The following is a 23,988-nucleotide window of genomic DNA, read 5'->3' as shown; positions in this document are numbered from 1 at the left end:
AAGGCAGCGAACTTCTTTCGGTAAACTAGTTACTAGAACTGCCCTTTGTAGCGGAGCACCACATCACCCAAGCGGGCGGTGGGTTCTTCGCTGCAAGCATAGGAAATTGCAGGCGGCGCCAGAGGGCTCCCGGTCTTGACGCCGAGCTCGATACCCACTTGACGCAATCCTCGCAACGCCTCTTCTGAAGGAGCCTCAAGGTACTCCTGGCAAGTGGAGTCCTGGGTTATTTTGTCCCCAGATGAAACTTGGCCAATAACGTACATGAAGGCAATGACGAGCAGGCCAGCCAGGAGGATTCCGCCACCGATCTTGAAGGTGTTCGACTTAGTGACGTTGTCACCCACATGAGCATCACGACCAACGTTCCCACTTATGACTTTAGAGCCATCACTCGCCGTAACTACGCTACTGGTCTGGTCGCCCATCACCACGTGCCCCTCTTGGACAATAGAGAGCGCTTTGGCCTCTTCAATCAACTCACGCAGCTTCGACTTGAAGGCGGGATAGTCTGCCGCCAAAAAGTTGATTGCGGCAGCAAGATCGCCCTGCGCGCCAACGCTCCTAGGGCTCTTTTCCCACTGCTCATAGATCTCACTGCTGTCGACATCGATGAGTTGCGAGTGAACTCGCGAGCGCAATTTCTTCGCTGCTGCTTGCAGACCAGCGCTCGCGGTGCCGCCCAGTGCGGCAACCAGGACACCTACAGCCGCTTTACCGAGTTCCTCGTCCATGGCATCCGAGTCTCGCTCATGAGACGCAGATAGCGACCCCACCGATCAGCCTTCGTCCGTGTCAAGAAACCGACACTATCGGACACAACAAGGCGCAGCGGTGACAGATATGGGCAGTTTAGAAAAGATGTCTAGGTTGGCCGCTTGCGGGTACGGATGCCGCATGGCAACGAACGCAAATGAGGCCGCTGGGCTTGAACGAGCTTTTCCAACCTGATCTTGCAGTTTAGGGCGGGTGTGGCAGACCCGGTGATCGATGGGTGCGAGGCTCCAGGTAGGACAGCTGTCGACCAAGACTCGAAGCCCCGACCGGGAGCCTCGCCATGCTGTCCTACCCCGCCACGATTCCGTTGTCCAGCCGCACCCTAGACCACCTCGCCGAGCGCATCCGCGGCCACCGCAAGCAGCGCCGATCCCGGTGGCGGCGCCTCGACCCCGGTCGGCAGGCGCTGCTGGCTCTGCCGTAGTCACCGGCTGGCCTGACAGTCCGAACGGAACTACCGACCATCCGTCCATCCGGGGAGCAAAGGCGACCGGATCAGTACGAATGGATGATTGTCGCTGTCACGCTCGTCGCGTTGTGCTGGTTAGCGATCCCGACGCTGTCGGCTGCTGCGAGAGGCCCAAGATCGATGAGGCGAACCGGTTGTGCGCTGTCACTCAGCGCCGCATTGTGCCCAGCGGACTGCGGCGGCGACACATGAGGCGCTTGCCGTGGATCGCACCGGTGATCGCGCTGTTCCTGTTGGCTAGTGCGTGCACCGCGGGCGATAGGCCGAAAGCCGATGCCACCGTCACGGCGCCGAACCTTCCACCCGGTGTCGAGGTCAAGGTCGTTGGCACCGTGAACCCGGGGATCCCGGCCACGACCCTCCTATCCGAAACCTACGACATCACGCCGTCTGGCAAGCTGACCAATCCCGCCACGATCACGCTGCCGCTTCGCCGAGCGGTCGGCGAGCACACTGGCGTGCTGGTCGCGCGGGCGGAACAACCCGATGGCCCCTGGGATCTCCTTGAAGCCGAGGTCTCCACCGACCGCCGCAGCGTCCGTTTCGCGACTGACCATTTTTCGATCTTCAACGCCATCGGTGTCAATCTAGGAGAGCTGTTAACAGGGTTTCGCGAGGACTTCATCGACCCGCTCAGTGGCGGCGCTTCCGCTAATGCTCGGGAGCCAGAGTGCCCGGACGAATCGGGCGCTCGTGGCGACGGATATCGCATCAGCTCCGACAGCGGGAGCACTGTCTACTGGTGTCTCGGCAAGTCTGGAACCGACCGCATACTGACTATCGTCAACAACCGGCGGTATCCGTTGATGCTAGAGACCGGGCTGCCGGTGCTCCGAAAGCCCGGCGGTGAACTTTGGGCGAAGGCCGCTCGGCTTGCCCCGCTCAACACGGTCCTTTTGCCTCCACGCGAGTCAGTCACGTTCCGCGCGTCCTTAGGCGTCGGGTCAGCCTCGACGGTCAGGACGAGCTTCGATGGCTTCGCGTGGTCGATCTATGCCCTTTACGTCGGGGTCGACTCGCTATTAAAGCTCTTGACCAAACTCGGGTACGCTGTCAACACCCCGAAAGTTGAGATAGCGGACAGACTCATAACTGCCACGAGCTGCGCAGACTCACTCGGCCAAGGCCCCGTCAAGCTCCTCGCGGGATGCTTCAACGTCAAGGAACTAGTCACCGCGCTCGGTCCCAAGGTACTGCTGGTCGCACCGCTAATGGTGGCCGGCCCCTTCATCGAGTTCATGGGAGGCTCGGTCAGCGCGCTCGCTGATCAGTTCAATCGCCGCGACCGCTATCATGTCGCCATCCGCCGGGACACGGCCCAGCCCCCTGGCGAAGGCACCAACCCGCTGCTGCCGCCCCCTGGCGGAGGAAGCAATCCGCCGCCGGCCGCGCCACAGCCAGTTAAGGCATACGACAATTACGGCCCCGCCAATGCGGGCCGCGCGATGTGCCGTGGAAACCCCAACAACGCCCTCTCAATGCCGGGCGGGACGGCCACACAAACGTTTACGGTGCCGGTCGGCGTCGGCACCCTCTCGGCCGCGACCGTGCAGATCGATCCCGACTCTAGGGTGACGGCGCACCTGACAGTGGCGGTGAACGGTTCGGTCGTCGCCTCCGCCGCGGCGGCACCCGCAGGTGACACCGCATTCTCGTTCGGACCAGTTCGAGTTTCACGTGGTGATGTCGTCCGCCTTGCGATCACCTTCACGGCCACATACGGAAAGATCATCACTGTCTACACTGCGGGCAGCCCGGGCGGCACGTTCACCACGTCCAACACGTGTCCCGACGACGCCCCTAACGTCACGACGAGTTCTACGGGGCTGCGTGCCAGGGTTTTCGGAACCACATAACCCCAGCTGGCACGCGAGCCCGACGCTGGCCGGCAACCACCAGGGTGCCGGCCAGCGCACCTACCCATCCGCCGGCACGCCCATGGCAGCTTCCCGCCGGTCCCCCGGGTTTCCGTCTCTCGGTAACACCCGGAGTCTGCTGGACGCTACGGCCGCTCAGCGATCCCGTGCACCGTGTCGGCCGCGTCGACCGGCACCTCTTCCCACATCCAGTGGCCGCCCATCACCACGTACCTGCCGTGCACGTTCGGCTCGATGCGCAGGTCCTCCTCGCCGAGCGCCTCGCGCTCGACCACGATCGTGTCGCCTTCCCATCGCATCGGTGGCACGTCGAGACATCCTGGCCGAGCATGGTATCGACACCGACCGCCTAGCCATGAAATGGCGGGATACTGGACGAGTTGTCAGCAGGATCGTCGAGCGCGTGATGGACCGGGCTGCAAAAGGCGATGCATTCCGCACTGGGCCGGACCAAAAAGACGGTTGGGCCGCTGGGCTGATGAACTGCCCAGCGGCCCAACCGATCGAACGAGCCCAGTCGCACACGCTCACGCCTTCGCAATCGCCACACTACGACCAGATTTGGCACTTATACGCACTCAGCGGCATTGCGCTCCACCGAACATTCAGCGTCGCTCGTCATTCGCCTTGTTGATCTCCAATGTTCAGAGGCAGTCCCGCTGCCACTGCAAGTAGTCTCGCGCCGCAGTCGTCCGCTTCTCGCTGTAAGTCAATCGGCCTCCTTGATTTGGGCAGGCGTCATCGCATCCTGCGTTTAACGAATTGGTGTGGACCACCCCTCGGGGCCCGTGCTCGCACATCATACGAGCGATCCTGACGGACTAAATCATACGACGGAGTGTGACAGTAGCGGGGTAGCGGCGATTGCGACAGCGACGGCTGAGCGCGTTTAAACGAGCTAAGGCCGTGACCCACGAGCGCGCCCTATGCGAGACATAGGAGTAGACGCTCGGGCCAGCCAGTGGGCGCCTTACTGGGCGTTTTGATCGTTCCGGCTATGTATTGCTGCTTTCGTGGGCCTGGTCGGCGAGGCGTCGGCAGGGTCGAATGATCACCACTGGGGCCAGGTTCACCTGATTGATGCCGATGCGAGATGCCCTGCTTTGATCCGCGGATCGTGTCTGGTTCACAAAGTTCGGGAATCGGCGGACCCAAAGTGCGATCCACCCGCGCTCCACAGTAGACACGTCGTATGGCCGAACGACCTGCCTACCCCTCCGACCTGTCCGACGCCCGCTGGGCGCTGATCGCACCACGACTGGACGCCTGGCGCCAGGCTCGCACCGATGCCGGCGTCGGGGGACGCAAACCCACCTACGACCTGCGGGAGATCTTCAACGCGATCCTCTATGTCAACCACACCGGCATTGCGTGGCGCTATCTGCCGCATGACTTCCCGCCCTGGCAGACGGTCTACGGCTACTTCACCGCCTGGACAGGCGATGGCATCTTCACCCAGATCAACTACGAGCTCACCGGCCTGGCCCGCGCCAAGGCCGGACGCGCCGCCCAGCAATCGGCCGGTGTGATCGACACCCAGAGCGTGAAGACCTCCACCAACGCACCGCTGGCCAGCCAGGGCATCGACGCCGGCAAGAAGATCGTCGGACGCAAGCGCGGCATCGTCACCGACACCCTCGGTCTGCTCCTCGCCGTCATCGTCACCGCCGCCAGCGCCAGCGACAACACCATCGGCATCGACCTGCTCGACCAGGCCAAAGCCACCCACCCGGCTGGCCAAGACCTGGGTCGACGCCGGCTTCAAGAACAAGGTCATCGAACACGGCGCCACCCTCGGCATCGACGTCGAGGTCGTCACCAAGGACCCGCACATCAAAGGGTTCTCGGGGTCAAACGCCTTTGGGTCGTCGAGCGCACACTCGGCTGGATCATGCTGCACCGCCGCCTGGCCCGCGACTACGAAGCCCTACCCGACAACTCCGCCAGCATGATCCGCATCGCGATGATCGACAACCTCACCAAACGGGTCACCGACGAAACCACCCCAACCTGGCGAGACATCTGAAGATCACATCACTCGCAAAATACGTGAATCAGACGCCCTCTTAGAGCGGCCGGCGAGCAAACGAAAGGGGCCCCCGAAGAGGCCCACACTCGATCAGCGGGAGCGGCGGAAGATGAGACGCAGGGGCAGGAACAACAGCCAAAGCATCCCCTTAATGATGGAGTAAAACAGATCAACTATGATGACCTTGAGCAGATCGATGATGAAGTCCACGGGGCATGCCCTTCGTTTTGCGTCTGACTGGGCGTGGTGATCTTAGGGCAGTCAGGAGACCTGGGCGCCTCCCCCCGAGGCAGTCCCGCTACTGATGACCCATGCTCGCTCACCGCTTCTTCGCCGCGATCTTCGCCACCACGGCCGACGGGGCCGTCAGGCCCACCCCGACGGCTCCTACTCAATCAACAGAGCCTGCCAGTCTCGTCCACTACTTCTGCACCTGGCGGATCGTCCCGCCGCCGCCCTTGCGCACGTCGGCGATCTCCGCGTCCGTCTTCGACCCGTACTCGCCGCCCTGCCGGCCGTCCCCGTAGGACAGCACCCACACCGTCCCGCCCCGGCGCCGCGCGCCGCAGTTGCAGCCCACTGCTTCCTCCCCTACTCCCCATGCACCTCGGCGGACAGCGCCGCCACCAGCGTCCGGCGGTCCCGGCCGATCGACGCTGCAATCCGCTCGGCCGCCGCCGCGTTCGCGGCACGCTGTCGCTCGGCGGCGAACCCGGCGGCCACCGCCGCCGCACCGCCGCCTCGAAGGCGGCCGGCGGCAGCGGCGCTTCCGGCCGCCGGCCTTCCGAGTCGGACGGCTTCCAGCCCGCCCAGCCCGAAGCGACCATCGCGTACGCCCGGCCGCCCGACGACCGGCCCCGCACCACCGGGAACCCGCCGACGTTGACGCACAGCGCCGCGACGAGCTGTCGCGCCCCGCCGATCCACCGCCAGTCCCCCGACAGGGGCGACCGGCGCAGCAGCTGCACCTGCTCCTCGGTGGCCTCCGGCACCAGCGACCCCGCGACCCACGTGGGCGTCCCGCCCGGCCCGCACCACGGCGACCTGCGTGCCGGTGTCGTCGTAGTGCTCGACGGCGGCCGCCGCGCTGGCAGACAGGTCGGCGTGCCCGGTGCCGGCCGTGATGTGCCCGACCGCGACCAGCTCCCCCTCCGCGGTCTGGATCTCCGGCCGGTGGAACCAGTCGAAGCCGCCCTCGTCCGGCGGCAGCACGCACTGCCCGCCGGTCAGGAACGACAGGTGGCAGTCCCGGTCGGCGAGGTGCCCGAACACCCGCCCGTCGGCGGTCACGGTGATCGGCGTCAGCTCGGTCAGGCTCGGGTCGTCGAACCACGTCCTCGGCGGGTACAGCGGCGCGACCTGCTTGCTCGTCGCCGCCGCGCCGGCCGCAGTGACCGGCTCTTCCTCTTTCTCCTCCTCATCGGAGGGCTCGCCGTCGGCCGGCTCCTCGTCGTCGACCAGCTCCAGTTTCGCCTCCATGAACGCCTGCGTGCCGACCAGCGTCACCGCCATCACCCGGCCCTTCGTCACCGTGATGTACGGTTCCTCGCCGGCCTCTATGAAGGCTTCCCACTCCTCGTCGGACATCTCCTCGATCGGCGTGCCGTCCGCGTCGGTGAACACGAACTCGAAGTCGTCGAGGTCCACGCTCGGGAACAGCACGCCCTGGCGCAGCAGCTCCAGCGCCTCGCCCAGCTCCGGCACCGCGTCGAAGAAGTCGCCCGCGCCGACCAGCTTCGACTTCTGCACCTCGCCGGTCGTGATTCGGCCGATCGTCACCGCGCCCTCGTGCCCGGGGGCGTCCTCGCGCGCCCACCTCAGCGCCAGCGGCAGTTCGCGGAACGACCACTCGCCGTCCGCCGCGAAGATCCGCCGGTCGCCCGACTTGGCACCCAGCGGCGCCAGCGTCCCCTTCCACGTCGCCATCTGCTTGCCACCCTTCGCGGCTGCCGCCGCCGTCACCGTGATGTCCAACCCGGTGCCCCAGTCACGCCGGGGCAACGGGTGCTTCGGAACCACAGGCAGGGGCTCGTCGCCTCCACCTCGATCATCGTGCAGCGGCAGTTCACCGTCTGCCCTGGCGGCGCGGCCGGGTCGCCCGGGTACCGCATCGGCACCCCGCCGACCATGAACACGCCGTTTAGGGCGACCCGCTGCCCGTCGGCGTCCCGGTGGTCGTCCCGGGTCCGCTCGTCGTGCGTGGCCACCCACACCTTGTCCAGCTTCTCGTCGAGCACCTGCTCGGCGCTCAGCCACGCGGTCAGGGTCCCGGCGTTGTACGCGCCGATCGTCTCCGTCGGAGCGATCGTCACCGCCCGGTCCTCCCACAACCGCTCGCCGAGGATCGCCTCGATCGCGTCGCGCAGCCGCGGGATGCTCGCCCCCTCGGCGCTGAGCTCGGCGACCGCCGCCGTCACCAGCTGCCACGCGGAGCCGGGCACGCCGGTCAGCCGGTTGGGCAGGGCCGCCAGGTACTCGTCCGTCATCTGCGCCACGCGCAGCAGGTCGACGTCGCCGCCCGCGTCGGCGACTCCCTCGAGGAACGTCTTGTCGACGGCCGGCACCAGGTGCACCGTCATCGCATCGAACCACGCCTGCCCAGCGCCGGCGAGCGCCGACGGGTCCGGCGGCAGCGCCGCCGCGGTGACCGGCAGCGCCTTCGCGCCGGCGTCTGCCAGCCACGTCCGCATGGCCTTCCGGGCGGCCCGCGGCACCCGCCGCTCGGCGGCGACCACCCGCGCCTCGTGGTCGAGGCGCAGCGGCAGCCACGGGTCCGGCTCGGCCACGGCTCAGCCTCCCGCCGGCGGGTCGGCGACCACGGCGACCTGCACGCCCTGGACCTGCACACCGCCGTCGGGGCGGGACACCGGCAGCCCGGCCGGGCTGCGGATGAGCCGCTCAAGGATCAGCACGTCGTCGTGCAGCTTCAGCTTCACGAAATCGCCGCCGAGGTCGATACCCAAGCATGGGGATTGCGCCCGCACAGACAGCGGGCGAAGCGCCGGCTCGACTTGGTGGTGAAACACGGCGGGGTAACGCAGCCGCATCCGGCCACGCGCTCCTTGCGCGAAGGGGTCGGGTTCAACTCGGCCGGCCTTCATGAGCAGGCCAAAAGGCACGGCCCTATGGCTCAGCCTTGGACGTCACGCAGGGGTGCCCACAGCATCCGGGCCCCTGTTTGGAACCTGGGGCTAATCTGTCGTCGTGTTGGAGGCGAAGGCTGGACATCTGCGGCGGTCAGTTGTACTCGTTTGTGCGGTAGTCCTGACCAGCTGCAGCTCGTCCGGGGCGGAGCACCCTGCCGCACCCGACATGTCCTCGGCCGCGGCCAGTCCAACATCTGCCTCGCCTCAGTCTTTGGCCATCACTCCAGCCCCTCAGCCTTCGGCCATCACTCCCACCACGGCGTGGGACCGGCTGTGGGCCGAGGGAAGACTCCACGACAACCTCAGCGCCAAGGAAGCAGGTCTACCTGACACGTACCTTCCTGACCGAGGTGAGGACGCCTACGACAGGCCGCGAAAGCGCCGGGTCCGCCGCGATATGGCCGCCTTCTTGCTCCGAGTCCGCGCCGAGGACCTACAGCTCGCGGACCAGCTGGGCTGGCAGTTGCAAGCGGTGCCACCCGCCTGGTGCTCGATCGTGCTGCCGTCACGTACCCCGCAGCAGTTGGCCGCACAGGTTGCGAAGGCCAACGCGAGGGGGCAGGAACTCGCCCGCAGGCTCGGTGTCGGATTTGTGCCGCCGGTCGACCGGCGGAAGCAGCGGTTGTTGACCTTCGCCCGTGACGAGGCCGGCCGCCGGTTCTGCCCGCGGCAGGTCGCGTCGCCCGGCCAGCACATACCCGACAGCGTTTCGACGGCGGCGCGGCTGCCCGGCGGTGGCAAGGGAGTGGATGTGCTCGACACGGCACTGCCGGCCTACTACTCGCCGGGGTACCTGCCGGGAATCGGCGGCGGCACAGACTCCATCGGTGGTGACGATCTGCGGCTGGCCTACGTGGGGATCCTCGTCGGGTCGGCACGAGTAAATGAACGTGCCTGGCCCACGGCGCTGGATTGCTACCTGGTCGAGGACTTGTTGCGGCCGGCGGAGGTGATCGAATACGCCTCCCGGCTGCGAGAGGGGATGAAAGCAGGCTGGACAACAAAGCGCGAGGCAGTTGAGGCCGCGACAAAATTCGCCGGTGACAGTTTCGACCTGATGGAGACACACCGCCGCTGCCGAGAGTGAAGCCGACGTTCCAGGCGTGCAGGCAGACCTGTCCGCCCACGATGTACCGTCGCTCGCCGCCTTGAGAGGCCGGGCAGCCTCCCCCTCGGCCGTGCTCTGCCCTGCCCATGGCCTCATCCCGGGAGGGCGGATGCCATAGACGTAGCTACAGGGGACACCGTCCGGATGGCGGTACCGCGTGGATGCCATGATCGCTAGGTTGCAGCGGTGCGAAGGTGCCCCTGGCGTGCTCGGCGACTGATTGCCGGCCTGTTACTCACGGCGGGACTCGCTGTGACTTCCTGCTCGCGACTCAGCAGCCAGGTCGAGGAGTTCCCCCATATCTGGGTGGGAGCCGACGAAACAAGCGCCGTCTTGGTTCAGATCACTCGGGAGGCGAACGCGCTGTCGGGAACCCTGGATGAGATCAGCATGGCCCATCCTGGCGCGACTACGACGACTCCGTCGCACGCCGCCTTCACAGGCACGTTGGACGGCAATGCCCTGACTCTCAGCTTCCCCCAAGGGTTCGGGCTTGTCCGCAACATCTCCGGCACCGTGTCGGGCTCCAGCATGAGCCTTCAGGTACCTCAGGACGACGGCGCAATCGCGTCTCTCCCCCTGAAGCCGGGATCACTCAAGAGCTACAACCAGGCCGTGGAGGCCGTACAGGCGTCTGCTCAGGCCAACGCCTCAGCGAATGAGGCGGCTGCGGCGAGCGCGGCAGCCGCAGCCTCCCTGCAAGAGAGCCAGCAGCGAATCGCCTCCGCAGGCGACGCTGTCCTGAAGAAGATGAAGGACGTTCGGGCTGGGCTCGCCACGCCGCCCTCCTTCTCGGACCTCGACAACCACTTGTCCGCCGCTCGGGACCACCTCGCGGACGCGCAAGCCAACGCTGCGGAGGCAGACAGGGAGTCTGACCAGTCGGTTGCTTGCAGCGATGCATACACCGCAGACAGCGACGCATACACCGTGGAGAGCGACGCCTACACCATCGACAGCGACATGTTGAGCCTTACGAGCGAGATCGATTCGCTCAAGGACGCGGCTGCGGACCTCAACCGCACGTTGACTGAATATCAACAGGCTGCCGCCGCTCTACCGGACTACACACCGCCCCAAGCGCCAGACGCGAACCAAGTCAAGGACCTCCTCAATCAGGTATCGCTGAAGACGGCAGCCTGGCGCAAAAAGGGAAGCGGCTACCAGAGCAAGGTTGCAAAGCTACTGAAGCAGGCGAGGGCCGTCGCCGAACAGGCGAAGAAGGAGCACTGCTAGTGTTCTGCGCCGGAAATTCGCCTACAAAATCGGGCGAGTGAGTCGAGGATCTCGTCGGCGGTCTTGGTCCAGACGAACGGGCGTGGGTTGCTGTTCCAGTCGATCCACGCCCGGATGTCGGCCTCGAGACTGTGGACGCTCTTGTGGGCGCCGCGGCGGATCTCCTGTTGCTTGAGGTAGCCGAACCAGCGTTCGACCTGGTTGATCCAGGAGGATCCGGTCGGGGTGAAGTGCAGGTCACGCATGAGCGCGTTGATCCGATGATCATCTGGCTGCGTGGTGTTGTCAGCGCGGCGTGCATGACAAGCTAGTGCCGGCGGCAGGGGGACTCAATGCCTCTGCGCCCATTAGCCCGACGGTGTTCACCGGCCTGATCACGACCGGCGCCGCCCTCGCTGCCGCCTACGGCTTGATGGCATGAAGGAGCGGGGCCTCGCTCCTCGTGGGTCCCGGCGGGATGCTCGGGGTGCTCACGTCTCACGACGAAGGAGGCCCCTCATGCAGGCAGAGTACGACGGCCGGCAGATCGTGGGTATCGATCTGCATCGGCGCCGGTCGGTGATCGTGCGGATGACGGAGGCGGGCGAGAAGCTCGACACGGTGCGGATCGACAACGACCCGGTCGCGCTGGGGTTGGAGATCGCCAAGGCCGGCCCGGACCCGGAGGTGGTGTTGGAGGCCACCTATGGCTGGTACTGGGCGGTTGATGTGCTGACCGCGGCTGGCGCGCAGGTGCATCTGGCGCATCCGCTGGGAGTGAAAGGCTTCGCCTACCGGCGGGTGAAGAACGACGCCCGCGACGCCGCCGATCTGGCGGATCTGCTGCGCATGGGCAGGCTGCCGGAGGCCTATGTCGCCCCGCCGGCGGTGCGCGAGCTGCGGGAGCTGGTGCGGTATCGGGCCAAGCTGGTCGCGTGGCGCAGCGGCCTGAAGGCATCCGTGCACGCGGTGCTGGCCAAACAGGGCGTGCACATCGCTGTCTCGGATCTGTTCGGCGTTGGTGGGCGGGAACTGCTGTCTCGCGCACCGTTGGACGGGGCTTATCGAGGTCGGGTGTCCTCGCTGTGCCGGCTGATCGACGCGGTCGATTTCGAGATCGACGCGGTTGCCGGGCCGATCCGGGCCAGACTCGCCGGGCACCGCGGTTACACCGCGATCCAGGCCATCCCCGGTGTCGGACCGGTCCTGGGGGCGGTGTTCGTCGCCGAGATCGGCGAGGTCGACCGGTTCCCCGGCCCGGCGCAGCTGACCTCGTGGGCCGGGCTGACCCCGCGGCACCGCGAGTCCGACCTTGTCGTGCACCGGGGGCGGATCACCAAACAAGGCTCGACGCTGGTGCGGTGGGCCGCGGTCGAGGCCGCTCACGGCGTCCCGCACACCGCCGGCTGGTTGACCTCTACCCGTGCCCGGGTCGCTGAGCGACGCGGACGCAACATCGCCACCGTCGCGGTGGCCCGTAAGCTGCTCACCCTCGTCTACTACGGCCTACGCGACGGGCACATCCGCGCCCTCGCACCGGCCGCCCCGGCGGCGTGAGCAGGTTCGGACGTGACCGGACGCGAGCTCGTTCTGTGTCTGACCCCCGTCGGCCGACGGCGAGGCCGCCCGCTTGATTGACCCCGTCCGGTCACGGTCGCACACCACCATGCCCCGACTCTCCGTGGGCGAATGGATGACCGGCAGCCGAACCCCTCGGCCTGCCCCTCCGACATCGGTCGGAACTGGTGACGCGACCACCCACAACGCCTTCCGGCATCACGAGCATGGCGCGCACGGCGCCGGCGTCAAGGCCAAGCCCCTGCGGGGTGGGCCTACGGCCCAGCCGTTGACCCCGGCACCGCACACACGCCTGCCCGAAACCCGTTGCCGGAACCGGAAAAATCAACGTCAGCAGGTCAAACCAGAGCCTTGCCCGGCCCCGCTCCTTCATGGATGACCCAGCAGGAACAGGTTGGCGGCATCTCCGCGGCCCGCGGGCTGCGATGATTACGCTGGTGACCCCGCCTTTAGGTCCGCCGCTGGCGTCGACCTGGTTCCCATCCACGGGACGCCGTCGTCCGGCCGCTTGGGAGACAATGGGCCACTGGTCCACAGCCGGCTAGGCCGCCGTCGGGCCGCCGGGTGGTCGAAGGGACGGCGGAAAGAAGCAGGGCCGGCGCGAGAAGTCGTGCCGGCCCTGTCGCTGCCCGGATACCTCAGGGACTTAGCACTGGGTCTGGATATCACCCTCCTTGTAGAGGGTGTCGAGGCTGCTGGTGCCGGAGAACTCGAGGCGCCCTTCGTCATCCATATGGACGCCGTAAGTGGCCAAGGGGCGCATCCAGTCGACCTCTTCTGCCGTGCTGTATCGGAATATTTCCTGGCCCTGGTAGAAGGTTGACTCCACTACTGCTGCAAGATTTGACCCTTCATTGATGAAGCGTAGAGTAGCGGCTTTCTCGCCGTTGTTCAGGGTCCACTCGACCTTGTGATCGGGCGTGATGACAGCAACGATGTGGTAATTGTTGTCACTGCAGTCGTACGTCCATCTACCCACGAGCGTATCGGGATTCAGGCGCGGCCGCTGGCCGTTACCCCCGAACAAGAGCGCGCGGGAGTGGACCTGTCCGTTGACTTTGTCGCCTAGGGCGTGGAACTCCTCGGTGTAGTAGCCCTGGGCCGCCTGCTCGGTCATGATGGGCAGTACGAGGCTGGACTGCCAGCCGAAGGCTTTTGCCGCAAGCTGCCCGGTGAAGCACTCTCGAACGATCCTGGTGAAGTCGATCTGTCGCACGTCTGTGCTGTAAGCGGGTTGCATGACCGCGTAAGCGCAGGTGTCATTCTTCATGAGACCATCAATGATTTTTGCAGCGTCGGTAAAGCTTTCAGTTTTCACTTTGCCGATCTTGCTGCCTCTGGTGCCGAAGTCGGCCTCGATGTTTAACAGCGCGATGACCGTTGTCTGCAGTATCCCGAGGCTGTAGCCGGCCTTTTCAAACTCCGTGGACAGAGATACCCGATCGTCCGGTTTTACGTCAATTGGATAGGCGACTTCCTGGAACGGTGTCAAGAGCATTAGGCCGGCCGCACGGTCGTTAAGTGCCGTGAAGGGGGTCGGCTTAATGTTGATTGGCCCGAGTACCTTGCCCGTCTGGCCGTTGCCTGACGACAGGGTGACCATGATCCGCAAGGGGAACTTGGTCCGGTTGGCTGCCTTCAGTACCCGCTTGCCTTTCTCCATGCCGAGACACCAGGACAGGCTGTCCTTAGTGATTACGTTGACGTCGAGGTTGGCCTTGGCTTGGTCCTCGTTTTGGCACTTGGGCTGCGGAGCGTCGGTAAGCATGTCGCCCTGCATGGCAGCGTTGAGCTCCTTCACGAACAGGTCCTGCATGGCTGGGACGTCCGGCATGAGGATTTGCCACCACTTGGCCAGGTGCTTCTCCTGAACGATCACCGACCGCCTGTCGGCGGACAGAGCGGCCTTCACCAGCTGCCATGGGCCTTTGTCTGTGTCCGCAGTTGCCACCAGTGGGGTGGTTCCGGGCGCTAGAGCGTTGGCGAGTGGGAAGGTGATAGTGGCGGCCTCTGGAAGGTCGGTTACGGGTTCTAGGTGTACGGCGGGGCCCATTGGAATGACCGCCTGGAACTTGGCGCCGACCTTCTCATCCGTCTGGACCTTCAGATTCACGGGCACGTTTCCCGTGACCGTGATTTTCTCACCAACGGCTTTGTTGTTGGCGGGTGCCAGCTCAACCTTCTTTGGCTTGGAGGCAGAGCAGGCGCTGACTGCCAATGTGGCCGCCAGCATCGCACCGCATGCTGAGATGAGTGCTTGTCGCATCCCTGGCCTCCATTTCATTAGGTGATGAGGGCGAACTTTCCGAGGTGACTTTTCGTGCATCGCCACCAGGGCTGGGTTCATTGGTCAGCAGAACGGCACGGCTTCGTCCACATATGGGGTGCCGTGCAGGGACCCGCTTGCCGATCCGTTGTTGTAGAAGGCGTCGGCAGAGGCGTAGAACCGGTTGTCCCAGCCCGGCGAGGCCACCCGGTACCACCATGTGTTTCCGTCGGCGACGGCGAATCCCGGGAGCCGGCAGGAGATTTGCACGGTCGTGTACGGGGGGATGGTCGGCCCTTCGCTGCCGCCGGCGTTGGCGTAGTTGGTCCAGGTGTGGGTGGCCACGCCAACCGTCTCGGCATGAGTCGGGGCCGCTGGGGGAGGCGGTGCGGCGGGACCGGCCGGTGCACCGCTCCAGGTGAGGTGATTTGAGCTCTTGCCGCCGGCGGTCACCCAGTGCTCCGGGCCGTCCGCGGAGTAGCACTGGCTTTGGGTGAATGCGTCACCTGCGGCGTCCGTCGTCATGGTGAAGGTGTAGAAGCCGCCGGTGCTGACCGAGTCGAAGCAGGTCACGGTGACCGAGGATCGGGCCGGCAAGCCGCTGAGCCGGACGGCATACCGGTATCCGTGCGGCGCGACCGGCCCGCGTGCCAGGGTGACGCTCGCAGGTTCCTCGCCCCCCGGACCATCGCCCCCGGCAGGACCGCCGCTGGTGCGACCAGGAGGGCCGTCGTCTCCGGTTGGTGGAGCGGCTGGCGGGTCCATGTGGTAGCTGATCTGCGCACCACGGCCCTCGGTGATCAGCTCTCGAATCTTGTCGGCGACGTTGCCGAACCCGAGCTGGTACGCCGGCCACAGCGCAACTAGCCAGCCGAGAGCGTTCGCCGCCTTGGCTTGCCGCACCAGCGCGTCCGCGTCGCCAGTTCCGAGCTGGGAGATGACCTTTCTGGCGTTGTTGATGTCTCTCAGCTCTTCCGACAGCGAGCCCGTCCAGCAGGTGAGAAAATCGAGCAGGCTTGCGGCTCCGACGTTCAGGCCGGCGGGGCCGGCTGCGAAGCCCGTCGCGCACTTCACCTCGGTGTACGCGATACCTACGCCGTACTTGTCAACCTCCCCGGTCAGGTCGACCAGGTCTCGGATCAGCGTGTCGGCGGCGGCCAGCCAGCTGGTACCAGATGCGAAGAAGGAGAAGGGTGTCGATGTGTACTCTCGGGGGTAGCCGACGGTCATGGAGGCGCCGGCGGGAAGGATCACCCGCTGATTCGCATCGAAGTGCAGCCGGTCGGCCTGCCACTTCCGCACAGACCAAGGGATGCCCTCCACCCAGACGTACGCTGGCCGCCCCGGAACCGTGACCTCGACGGACACTCCACGATTGGATTTGATTCGTACCTCGGCCACCTCTGTGCCGTCATTCGTGTGGTTGGTGGTGGCGCAGGTGTGGACCAGGTCGCTGTGGCGGGCGTCCAGGTGGAACCAGGTTGGGGCGCCGGAGCAGCTCAAGGGCGTGGTCCGCCCTCCGATGCCGGACGCGAGCTTGGCAGTGAGGGTCTTCCACCACGTGACCGGGTTAGCCCAGCCGGGAACGTTCAGTGAGAACCGTCTGGCGTCAACTGTGAAGGTGCCAGAGCTGTCACGGTTGGCGGGAAGCACATCCCACGCACCATTGTCCGCCCTGTGGGCGACGACAGGCAGCGCGTGCGGGCTGGGACTTTGGCCGGCCCGGAACTCGAGCCTCAGCGGCTTCTGCAGCTGGGTGCCGTGGAACGTCAGATCGACGCCCAGGCCGGCCGACTCCAAACCCGTGGAGGCGGCGAACATGGTGCGCTGCGGGCGGATCTGGACGGTCCCCGCCGTAGTGAACGCGCCCACCGCCCCGGTGATCCGCCCCACGTCGGGTACCTCGACGGACAGCGCCCGGCCCGGGCCCACGGCGACGTCAATCGCGTCCCCGACCGGGGTGACCGTCGCGGATGTGGATCCGTCCACCGACGCAGGCCGCCCTGGCGCGTGCGAACATGAGACGACCAGCAGGCTGGCGAGCAGGAGGGCAACCATCTCTGCCGCCGCTCGGCGTCGCCTTGGGACGGGTCGACGTGCCCCCGCTCGTACCGATCCAGTTAACTCGTTCATGCCGGGTCCTCTGCGTGATCAAATATGGCGGATCCGTCACCGCCAATGATCGGATGAGCGGTCGGGGTTCGGCCGGCTGATTGCGCCCTCGAGTTGGTGAGTGCAATAAATGGCTGATCAACCAGAGTAGTGACCGGGCCCTCGTGGTCGGCCTTACCATTCGCCGCGAACGGCGCTCGCAGGGTGTGGCTGGTGGTTGCAGCAGCACTGGGTCGGCTGGTTGCTCCGCGTCAATCACCCCTACGGACCTGAACGTCTGATAGTTCCGCCATCACCATGCCGGGGAATCCGGCGTTGCTCGGGGAGGAAGACGGGGATGCGGCCGTCGCCTGCTCCGATGGTGTGGTGCTGAGCTCGCAACGGCGGTGCCTCCGGAGCTACTACAGGCGGCTAGTACCGGTGCCAGGAACAACATCGGCAGCACAGCACGGAGAGGCTCTCTGACCCGACGCATAGATAATCCCTCCAGACCCATCGGCAGATACCATCAGATGATCGAGTGAGCGTGCGGGGTTCGGCCGGTTGATTGCACGTCCACCCGCTGAGTGCAATAAATGGTTGATGGGCGAGCAGAGCGGTTCCGGGCGTGGTCGCGGTCGGCCATACCGTTCACCGCGAGCGGTGCCGGCGCGTGCCGGTTGGTCGCCGCAGCAGCACCGGTTCGGCTGGTTGCTCCGGGTCAACCGCCTTTACAGCCCCGAGGAGCGGTGGCGGCGGGAATCGGCGTTCGCCGCCGACTTCCAGGGAGGATGCTGGCCAGAGCGGACGAGCGTCTACCAGATCTCCCGGTGGGAGACGGCCAAGGTCCGCGTGCCCTACCTGGCTGTTCGGCGGTACGAGGAACTGCTGCAGGTGCCCGCGCACCGGCTGGTCGTGCTGATCGACACCATCTGCCGCTATTCGGCAGCGATCCCGGGAGCCGCGCCTCTGCTACAGCGGCAGCAGTACCGGGACGGCCCGGCCAACGTCGACCGGATAGGCGAGCTGTTGGAAGCCGTGCAATCCGACGATGTGGTCACCGGGGCAGACTGGGACGAGTTGACGGCCCTGCTCACCGGGGCGAGTCAGGTGATGCTGCCCCGCCCCACCTGGGTGCGCTTGGGGGAGCGGCTCCTGGCAGAAATGATCGTGGCCGACGGCGTGTCCTGGGCCCAGCGCTACGAGGCACTCAACCGGCTGCTCGCCCACCCGCTCAGCCAACAGCCGGCGGTCGCGGCCTGCGCCAGCCTCGCCGCCGACCGCACCAACCAGGTGTTCGTGGAGACGGTCAGTGTGCTCGACGGCAGTCCCCACCCTGACGCAGCCGCGCATGTCCTCGAGCAACTCGTCCATCCCACCAACGACCGGGCCCAGTACGGCGCCCTGCTCGCCTGCGTCCGCAAGCTGCGGTACGGGCACTTCACCGAGCCCCAGGTGCGACGGCTGGTACCGATCGTCAACGAGTTCGCCACCGATCCCGCGTACTACGAAGACACGCGGCTGCTGGCCGCCGAGCTGCTGCGGCGGATCCCGGCGGACCTGGCGTCCGACGCCCGCCGACGACTGCGCCACGCGGCCACCCAAGCCGTGGCACTCCGCCCGCTGCCCGAGACCAACCCCCAGCGCGCCTTTGCGGAGCGGATCGCCAACACGACCGTGGCCAGCATGGTCAAGGAGGCTCCGCGGTTCCCGGACAACCTGCTGCCCGACCTGATCGAGGAGATGATATTCAGTCCAGTCTTCGACGTGCGTCTGTACGCACAGCTCCTGCTGTTCGGCACGCCGTACCGTGCGCCACTAGCGGCCGCCCTAGCAGCAGAACTTGTCACTCAGGTCGGCAGCGGCGGCAGCGAGGCTGCCCGGGCCCTGATCGAGGCGCTGCGCATCCTCGGCAGCGAAAAGCAGCGTCCACTCGTCGAACGACTCACCGTCGCGCCCGGCCTGCCGCCCCCGGTCACCCTCGCTGCGGCCTCGGCGATCGGACACATCGGCGGGAGCAGCTCCGACCACTACTGGATGAGCGCCATCGATCTGCATGCTCGACATTGGCACCACACCAGGGGCAGAACAAGTGCATCGGCGCTGGACGCGCTGATCTACGGCCTCGGCATCACCCGAAACAAGGCCATCCTCCGGCGCATCCGCAACCGCCCGGACATCCCTCCGCCCACCCGAACCGCCGCCGCGTGGTGGCTAAACCTACCCTCGTCGATATACGACAGCGCGACTCGGTAAGCAAACCAGGCTTCTTTACTCGCCAGCACCGGTTCGGGCTACGCGCGCTGGCGCTGCAGACCGACCTCATGAACCGCTGGTAGGCGAAGGGGAACTACTGGGTGGCGCCCTCGTAGACAGCCCGCGGCAGGTTGCGCCGCCACGAGGCGGCGATCCGCGCTATGAGGGAAGACCGATGAGACCCGGTACACGCTCGTGCGTTCGGCCAACAGCGACCTATGGAAGCATCAGCAGCCACTGCGTCTCGCCGCCACCGCTCGTCCGGCCCGGACAAGCGGTTGACGCGCAGCCGCCAAGCCGCCCGGCGTTGCTGCACGGAGCAACCCGCCAGCGCCGCCACCGGGTGAGCCAAACGATGCGGCCGCCCCTGTCTGTCCACCTCTGGTACCCACCGGCGATTTATTGCACACGCCGCCATGGCCTGCAACGGCGCCACCGCAAGCCGACACTCAAGGCGATCATTGGCACGCCGGCAGCACATCGTGCGATACCAGCCGTGTTGGACGCACTGCATGATGTGATGGCCCCGGTCGAAGTCCGCGGTATCCGCGAGGGAAGGCACACGCGCAGAGGATGGTGTATACGACGATGGCCCATCGATTCTCCTGCACCTACGCATCGGCTCTACTGGCCGGGTTTGTCCTGGCGGGCTGCTCCAGCGCCACGGATTCCTCGCACGGCGCAACGAACCCTGCGCCGGCGTCTCCATCGACGTCAGTGCCTGCTCCATCGACGTTAGTGCCTGCTCCGTCCACTGCGCCGCCGGCGGGGAACCGGCAAGTAATTAAGACTGAGCGCAGATATCCGCTGGAGGTCGCCCTGTTGCCGATCGAGATCGGGACTGAGCTGGGAGACCCGGGATACACCAGGATCCGGTACGAAATCAAGATCATCGTCAAGAACCAGCTGACCGACCGGCCAACTCCGGCGTGGGGGTACGGGGTTAGCTTCTTCTACGACCTGTCGGCGGTGCCGTTCAGCGCCGGGCCCGGCGCCACACTTGGACGCGGTCGGGACTGCCGCACCCCATACGCGACCACCCAGATCGATGGGCGGAAGTACTGCGGCGTCGGCATGTCACTCAGTATGGGGTCGGGGGGTCCGGACGAGCCCATCGCCGCGGGTGCAGAAGTGGATGGCGGGGTACCGTCGAACATCTTTGTGGCATGGGTGGTCGACGACGCGAATCTCGATGCCGCCCGGACGTACTTGCAACGACCAAGTTACTGGCAGTTCAACCTGGCGCCGGCTGGCAGCGGCGGCGCCTACGGCCTCGAATCGTTCCGGTTCCCATACACCTCGTCGTAGGGTCATGCCACGGCAGGCTAAAGATCGACCTAGTGCTGCAACGGCAGTTATGGCGGGTAGCCGCGTTGACGGTAGTGGCTGACGCGGGCTTGGTGTTGGCGTCGACGGCGCCAGTGTGACCAGGCCCAGATACGTGCCGGAAAGGGCGTGGTGGTGAGGGTCAGGGACACCATGAGTCGGCGGATCACCTTGATCGACCGGACGCCGGCGCCCCGGCGCCAGAGCGAGCAGAGGGCCGACGGTGTCGATGACCCGATGCGCGGCGGAGTGCGACACCCCGGACAGCGGACCCATCTGCCGTATCGTCAGGTTCGCGCCAGTAAGCAGCCACCAGCAACACCCGATCGGTGAGGTCGAGAGACCACTGCCGGCCCGGTCGACCGTCAGCGATCGCGTCACCGCCACGCTCGGCGACCAGCCGCACCAGCCTTGCGGAACTGGGCCCGCTGCAGCCCGGTGAACGGAAAGATCGGCTCCTGGCGGGCCGCCGAGATCATCTGGACCCCGACATGATCCACCATGGACCGATCACCGAGTGACGAGACGTCTCTGAATGAACGGTTACGTCCACCGGCCGGTGGAGAACGTAAACGATCCGTGATTGCTGCGCTTAGGTGCCTCGGGCTCGGGTTGAGTTGACGTGAGTCCCAACGCATCCATGGATGCTAACCGCTCAGGCTTAACGCCAAACACGACCTTGTCTAGCGGCACCCACCGGCAGGGGCTGCACCAGTCAGCGCTAATCATGAGTCCGTTAACCACCTGCGGCCTCCTCCCGTATCGCAATGCCCGAAACAGCCGGCGTGCAGGTCCGGGCCGCTTAAGAAGAGTGAGCACGAGGTCTTCTGGCTGAATGACTGAGCGGCCTCGCGCCAACACTGCCGATCTCGTTTCTTCAATTGCTTCTACTAACGACTGCGAAAGCGCGGGGGCTCCGGGGTGGGGCCGCCGTGCCTCTCGCACCCTAAGGGGCCCGAGCATCGCGTCGCGTAGCAATTCGATGGCAAGCAGATCTGCGGCGAAAAGGTTTTGCATGGTTGCAGCGACGGTGCCGTTCCATGCGTCTTCGTCGTTATCGCTCATCCACTCGGCTGCCACGTCGAGCGTGGTGACGACCTCAGGCCGGATCACCTCGTAGATTGATCCCGCTAGCTCGATGAAACGCACGGCCTCTGCCGACAGCCTGACCGCAGGCATCTGCCGTGCAGCTGTCGGGGTTGGGACGTGCTCCGGAGGCTGAGAGACCGTCTGCGAAAGGTATGGATGACCGAGAGGTGCATAGCCCGTCCACCACAACGGTGCGCAACTCCGGTCGCCATTACGCCAGGCGGTGAGTGATCTTCGCTGATAGCTAAGGAGGTCGCCGGTGAGAGCGGACGTGCGACCGGGGTCGGCGGCCCGCTGCACAAGGTACTTGTCGAGCCGGTCGCTGTCGAACACCGGGAAGAGCGAGACGACGACCGCGCTGGCGCCGGCCCAGAGCACGGCGGGCCCCATAGACAGCCACTCGCCGCCTGCGGCTGCCGATGCACCAGCGGAGTCGCAGGTGGAGAGCACCACCTCGGCCGGAAGAGGAAACGCGGGGTCGGTGGCGGAGTCGGTGAGCAAGTCCTGGGCTGAAAGGGTTGCCTCGTTTGCGCCGTCAGGCGTGCTGAGCATCAGGCTGCTTTGCGAGGACCGGCCGGCCGGTGCGCGACGGCAGTGGCAGGCGAAGAAGACCGCCCGGTCGCGCTCCAGCGCACGTAGCGAATCTGAAAGGTTTCTCCGCGTCGCGCGTGGCACCGTCATGTCCCACGGACCGGCAAGGAGCACCGTCGCGGCGGGGATGTCGGCCTTCAGCCTCTGCGCGGCTCTTAACGGTGCCTCCCGACAATCAGCAGATTTCTCGCCGCCGGTGGGATCAAGGACAGCAAGGCCGAGCCCCGTTGTGCAGGATGACTCACGGCTCAGGACGTGATCTAGTAGGGAGACCGAAGGTGCGAGTGTCCAGTCGGCTACCTCAATGACTCGCCGGTCGTCGTCGGCGACGTGCAGCAGGCCCCAGGGCACGTGTGCCAGTTCGGCCGGCGGTGCTACCACCAGGCAGTGCTGGTCTCTTGGTAGCCGGGTTCGAAGGTGTTCGCGTAGTCGCGCCGGGAGGAAGGCTTCGCTCACCTCACGGGTGAGCTTGCTCTCCGCCGCCCATGCTGTGCTTAGGGGTCCCTGGGCAGCCCGACGAGCGCTGATCAGAGGTGCCTCCCTTGGCCGAAGCACTGGCAGTGCATCGTGAAGCGATTGAAGCACCGCGCGGGCCGGTGCATCCTCGCCGAAGGGGACCCACCCGCCGTAGCTGTCTCCGGAGGGCTCGCTCACTCCCCAGTACAAGCGATCGGCAGAGACCCACAGTCCGAACCAGGTAGTCAATCCCTGTGCGATCTTCTCACTCGTCTCGCGAATGCTGATCATTTTTCGGTCTACCGCGTTGAGACGGCCGATTGTGGTGCTTGGGCTTGATCCCACTGACACCGCGGTCGCCGTCGTCAGTGGCAGCTCATCGGGCGTGTATTCGTTGCCGGCTGCAGTTCCGGGTAGCGCCTGCAGGCGCAACGATTCGATGATTTCCAACAACGCCCCGTCGTCACGTTCAGCGGTCACCGCAAGGAGAACGGCCGCGGCGTCGCTCGTAGCGCTCGTCCAAGAGTACCGGTCGGCCTGAGAACGCAGGAGATAGCGAGACCTGTCGAGGGCGAGAAGAGCGCGGGAGCTGTACCACTCGGCCACATCCAGTCGCCGGTCATGAAGTGCCGCCTGGCTGAGCAGCAGGGCCGCGCGGGCACCACCCAGAAGGTCTCCCGCGGCGAGTGCCGCGCGTCCGGCCGACCTGGAGTGACGAAAGCCGACCTTGTCCTCGATAAGCTCGGTGTCTCCCTTCGCCAGCCGTAGCTGAGCTTGCCGAACGAGCGGAGCCGAAAGCTCAAGCTCCGCCTCCACGAGGCGATGGACGTTACTGACCACCACGCTAGCGGCGTCTCCCATAGGCACGTAATCAGACTCAATCGCGTCTACGGCCTCATCGGCTGCCGCCTCGGCCCCGTCCAAGTCCCCGGCCGCCTCCCTAGCGGCCGACAGGGCCAGCCAGTACGCGGTAGCCAGGCGCCGGGAGCGGCGGAAGTCCCGAGCTGCCGTGGCCGCTTGAAGCATCTCGGCGGCCTCAGAGGGCTTCCCGGCTCGAACGAGGAGCTCACTACGAAGGAGCGTTGCTCGTGCCTTCAGCCACGGGTCCACGCCCGCCGCCGTTTGCACGGCATGGAGATGTGCGAGGGAGTCCTGACGCCGCCCGATCTGGGCGAGCACGACGGCCTGCTGGAATCGTGAGGCTGGCGTGACGGCAGATGAGAATTCCGGATGCTCCGTAGCGAGGCGCTCTGCCCTCATCGCGGTATCGAGGGCCTCCTGAAGATCGCCGGTCGCCTCGAGCGCCGCGGAGCATCGGACCAACGCCGTCGCCAGCAGATCCACCGACGGATCGGACTCGACCGCGCGCCGGTAGCGCCCGAGTGCCTCATCGGGTTTGAAACGCTGCATCAGCCGGTCACCCTGACGGATGAGCCGGACCGTCCTCGCATGGCTGATCATCTGCCGGTGCCGCAGTCTCGGTTGCGGGGTCTCGATCCGAGCAGTACGGAATGACATCTGGATCAGGCGCAGAAGTAGATGTAGGACTGGGCCTAGCAAGAAGTACCACTGGAGGAAGTAGTACGCGGCAGCCGCCAGGAGTACCCATAGAACCTTGCGTTTCGCGAAGATCCTCCACGAAAACAGGACGATGATCGTTGACCCGGCGATGGAGAGCCACACGGTCAGTACGCTACCCTGCCCAGCCACCCAA

The 23,988-nt window shown here is 65.9% G+C and carries 16 protein-coding genes and 3 pseudogenes; 8 read left to right on the top strand and 11 right to left on the bottom strand.

The window, feature by feature from the left end; translation table 11 throughout:
• Positions 1 to 32 precede the first annotated feature (32 nt).
• On the bottom strand, positions 33 to 734 hold the full coding sequence (locus tag ACFYPD_RS26825) for a hypothetical protein (protein ID WP_387119028.1): 702 nt from the start codon (positions 732 to 734) through the stop codon (positions 33 to 35).
• 323 nt (positions 735 to 1,057) lie between these two features.
• Between ACFYPD_RS26825 and ACFYPD_RS26820 the strand changes: the two are divergent.
• Positions 1,058 to 1,195: pseudogene (locus ACFYPD_RS26820) on the top strand (IS5/IS1182 family transposase); the annotation flags it as partial.
• A gap of 266 nt (positions 1,196 to 1,461) precedes the next feature.
• The gene (locus tag ACFYPD_RS26815) at positions 1,462 to 3,102 is read left to right on the top strand and encodes a hypothetical protein (protein ID WP_387119025.1); all 1,641 of its coding nucleotides are present in this window, start codon (positions 1,462 to 1,464) and stop codon (positions 3,100 to 3,102) included.
• A 146-nt stretch (positions 3,103 to 3,248) separates the two neighbouring features.
• Here the strand turns inward: ACFYPD_RS26815 and ACFYPD_RS26810 are convergent, their stop codons facing one another.
• Entirely contained in the window at positions 3,249 to 3,422 is a 174-nt protein-coding gene (locus tag ACFYPD_RS26810) for a hypothetical protein (RefSeq protein WP_387119023.1), read from the bottom strand.
• 893 nt (positions 3,423 to 4,315) lie between these two features.
• Here ACFYPD_RS26810 and ACFYPD_RS26805 point away from each other — a divergent pair.
• Positions 4,316 to 5,149, top strand: a complete 834-nt coding sequence (locus tag ACFYPD_RS26805) for an IS5 family transposase (protein WP_387119020.1) — start codon at positions 4,316 to 4,318, stop codon at positions 5,147 to 5,149.
• A 424-nt stretch (positions 5,150 to 5,573) separates the two neighbouring features.
• On the opposite strand, the gene ACFYPD_RS26800 is transcribed toward ACFYPD_RS26805, so the two are convergent.
• From ACFYPD_RS26800 to ACFYPD_RS26785, 4 genes are read right to left on the bottom strand one after another with little or no spacing between them, the layout of a single operon-like run.
• Positions 5,574 to 5,732, bottom strand: coding sequence for a hypothetical protein (locus ACFYPD_RS26800; protein WP_387119018.1), 159 nt, complete (start codon positions 5,730 to 5,732; stop codon positions 5,574 to 5,576).
• An 11-nt stretch (positions 5,733 to 5,743) separates the two neighbouring features.
• A complete protein-coding gene (locus ACFYPD_RS26795) occupies positions 5,744 to 7,078 on the bottom strand; it encodes a hypothetical protein (protein WP_387119015.1) in 1,335 nt (444 codons plus the stop codon).
• 32 nt (positions 7,079 to 7,110) lie between these two features.
• Positions 7,111 to 7,938 carry a phage minor head protein gene (locus ACFYPD_RS26790; RefSeq protein WP_387119012.1) on the bottom strand — a complete coding sequence of 276 codons (828 nt, stop codon included), beginning with the start codon at positions 7,936 to 7,938 and terminating at the stop codon, positions 7,111 to 7,113.
• A gap of 3 nt (positions 7,939 to 7,941) precedes the next feature.
• The gene (locus ACFYPD_RS26785; RefSeq protein ID WP_387119009.1) at positions 7,942 to 8,199 is read right to left on the bottom strand and encodes a hypothetical protein; all 258 of its coding nucleotides are present in this window, start codon (positions 8,197 to 8,199) and stop codon (positions 7,942 to 7,944) included.
• A gap of 310 nt (positions 8,200 to 8,509) precedes the next feature.
• Here ACFYPD_RS26785 and ACFYPD_RS26780 point away from each other — a divergent pair, with 310 nt between their 5' ends.
• Together ACFYPD_RS26780 and ACFYPD_RS26775 are read left to right on the top strand one after the other, a co-directional pair.
• The gene (locus ACFYPD_RS26780) at positions 8,510 to 9,385 is read left to right on the top strand and encodes a hypothetical protein (protein ID WP_387119006.1); all 876 of its coding nucleotides are present in this window, start codon (positions 8,510 to 8,512) and stop codon (positions 9,383 to 9,385) included.
• 327 nt (positions 9,386 to 9,712) lie between these two features.
• On the top strand, positions 9,713 to 10,642 hold the full coding sequence (locus tag ACFYPD_RS26775; protein WP_387119003.1) for a hypothetical protein: 930 nt from the start codon (positions 9,713 to 9,715) through the stop codon (positions 10,640 to 10,642).
• On the opposite strand, the pseudogene ACFYPD_RS26770 reads toward ACFYPD_RS26775, so the two are convergent.
• Positions 10,639 to 10,878: pseudogene (locus tag ACFYPD_RS26770) on the bottom strand (IS630 family transposase); the annotation flags it as partial. The gene ACFYPD_RS26775 and the pseudogene ACFYPD_RS26770 overlap by 4 nt on opposite strands.
• A gap of 181 nt (positions 10,879 to 11,059) precedes the next feature.
• Between ACFYPD_RS26770 and ACFYPD_RS26765 the strand changes: the two are divergent.
• Positions 11,060 to 12,178 carry an IS110 family transposase gene (locus ACFYPD_RS26765; RefSeq protein ID WP_387119000.1) on the top strand — a complete coding sequence of 373 codons (1,119 nt, stop codon included), beginning with the start codon at positions 11,060 to 11,062 and terminating at the stop codon, positions 12,176 to 12,178.
• A gap of 667 nt (positions 12,179 to 12,845) precedes the next feature.
• Here the strand turns inward: ACFYPD_RS26765 and ACFYPD_RS26760 are convergent.
• The gene (locus ACFYPD_RS26760) at positions 12,846 to 14,465 is read right to left on the bottom strand and encodes a hypothetical protein (protein ID WP_387118997.1); all 1,620 of its coding nucleotides are present in this window, start codon (positions 14,463 to 14,465) and stop codon (positions 12,846 to 12,848) included.
• 84 nt (positions 14,466 to 14,549) lie between these two features.
• Positions 14,550 to 16,523, bottom strand: coding sequence for a hypothetical protein (locus ACFYPD_RS26755; protein WP_387118994.1), 1,974 nt, complete (start codon positions 16,521 to 16,523; stop codon positions 14,550 to 14,552).
• A gap of 636 nt (positions 16,524 to 17,159) precedes the next feature.
• On the opposite strand from ACFYPD_RS26755, the gene ACFYPD_RS26750 reads away from it, so the two are divergent.
• Together ACFYPD_RS26750 and ACFYPD_RS26745 are read left to right on the top strand one after the other, a co-directional pair.
• Positions 17,160 to 18,812, top strand: coding sequence for a hypothetical protein (locus ACFYPD_RS26750; protein WP_387118991.1), 1,653 nt, complete (start codon positions 17,160 to 17,162; stop codon positions 18,810 to 18,812).
• Positions 18,813 to 19,634: 822 nt separating this feature from the next.
• Entirely contained in the window at positions 19,635 to 20,120 is a 486-nt protein-coding gene (locus tag ACFYPD_RS26745; RefSeq protein WP_387119409.1) for a hypothetical protein, read from the top strand.
• A gap of 189 nt (positions 20,121 to 20,309) precedes the next feature.
• Here ACFYPD_RS26745 and ACFYPD_RS26740 read toward each other — a convergent pair.
• Together ACFYPD_RS26740 and ACFYPD_RS26735 are read right to left on the bottom strand one after the other, a co-directional pair.
• Positions 20,310 to 20,641 (bottom strand): annotated as a pseudogene (locus ACFYPD_RS26740) (transposase family protein); the annotation flags it as partial.
• 40 nt (positions 20,642 to 20,681) lie between these two features.
• Positions 20,682 to 23,957 carry a CHAT domain-containing protein gene (locus ACFYPD_RS26735; protein WP_387118988.1) on the bottom strand — a complete coding sequence of 1,092 codons (3,276 nt, stop codon included), beginning with the start codon at positions 23,955 to 23,957 and terminating at the stop codon, positions 20,682 to 20,684.
• Between the last annotated feature and the right edge of the window lie 31 nt (positions 23,958 to 23,988).

It is taken from the genome of Micromonospora sp. NPDC005299 (assembly GCF_042872345.1).
Lineage (GTDB): Bacteria > Actinomycetota > Actinomycetes > Mycobacteriales > Micromonosporaceae > Micromonospora.
This window is presented reverse-complemented; position numbering and strand designations above follow the sequence as displayed.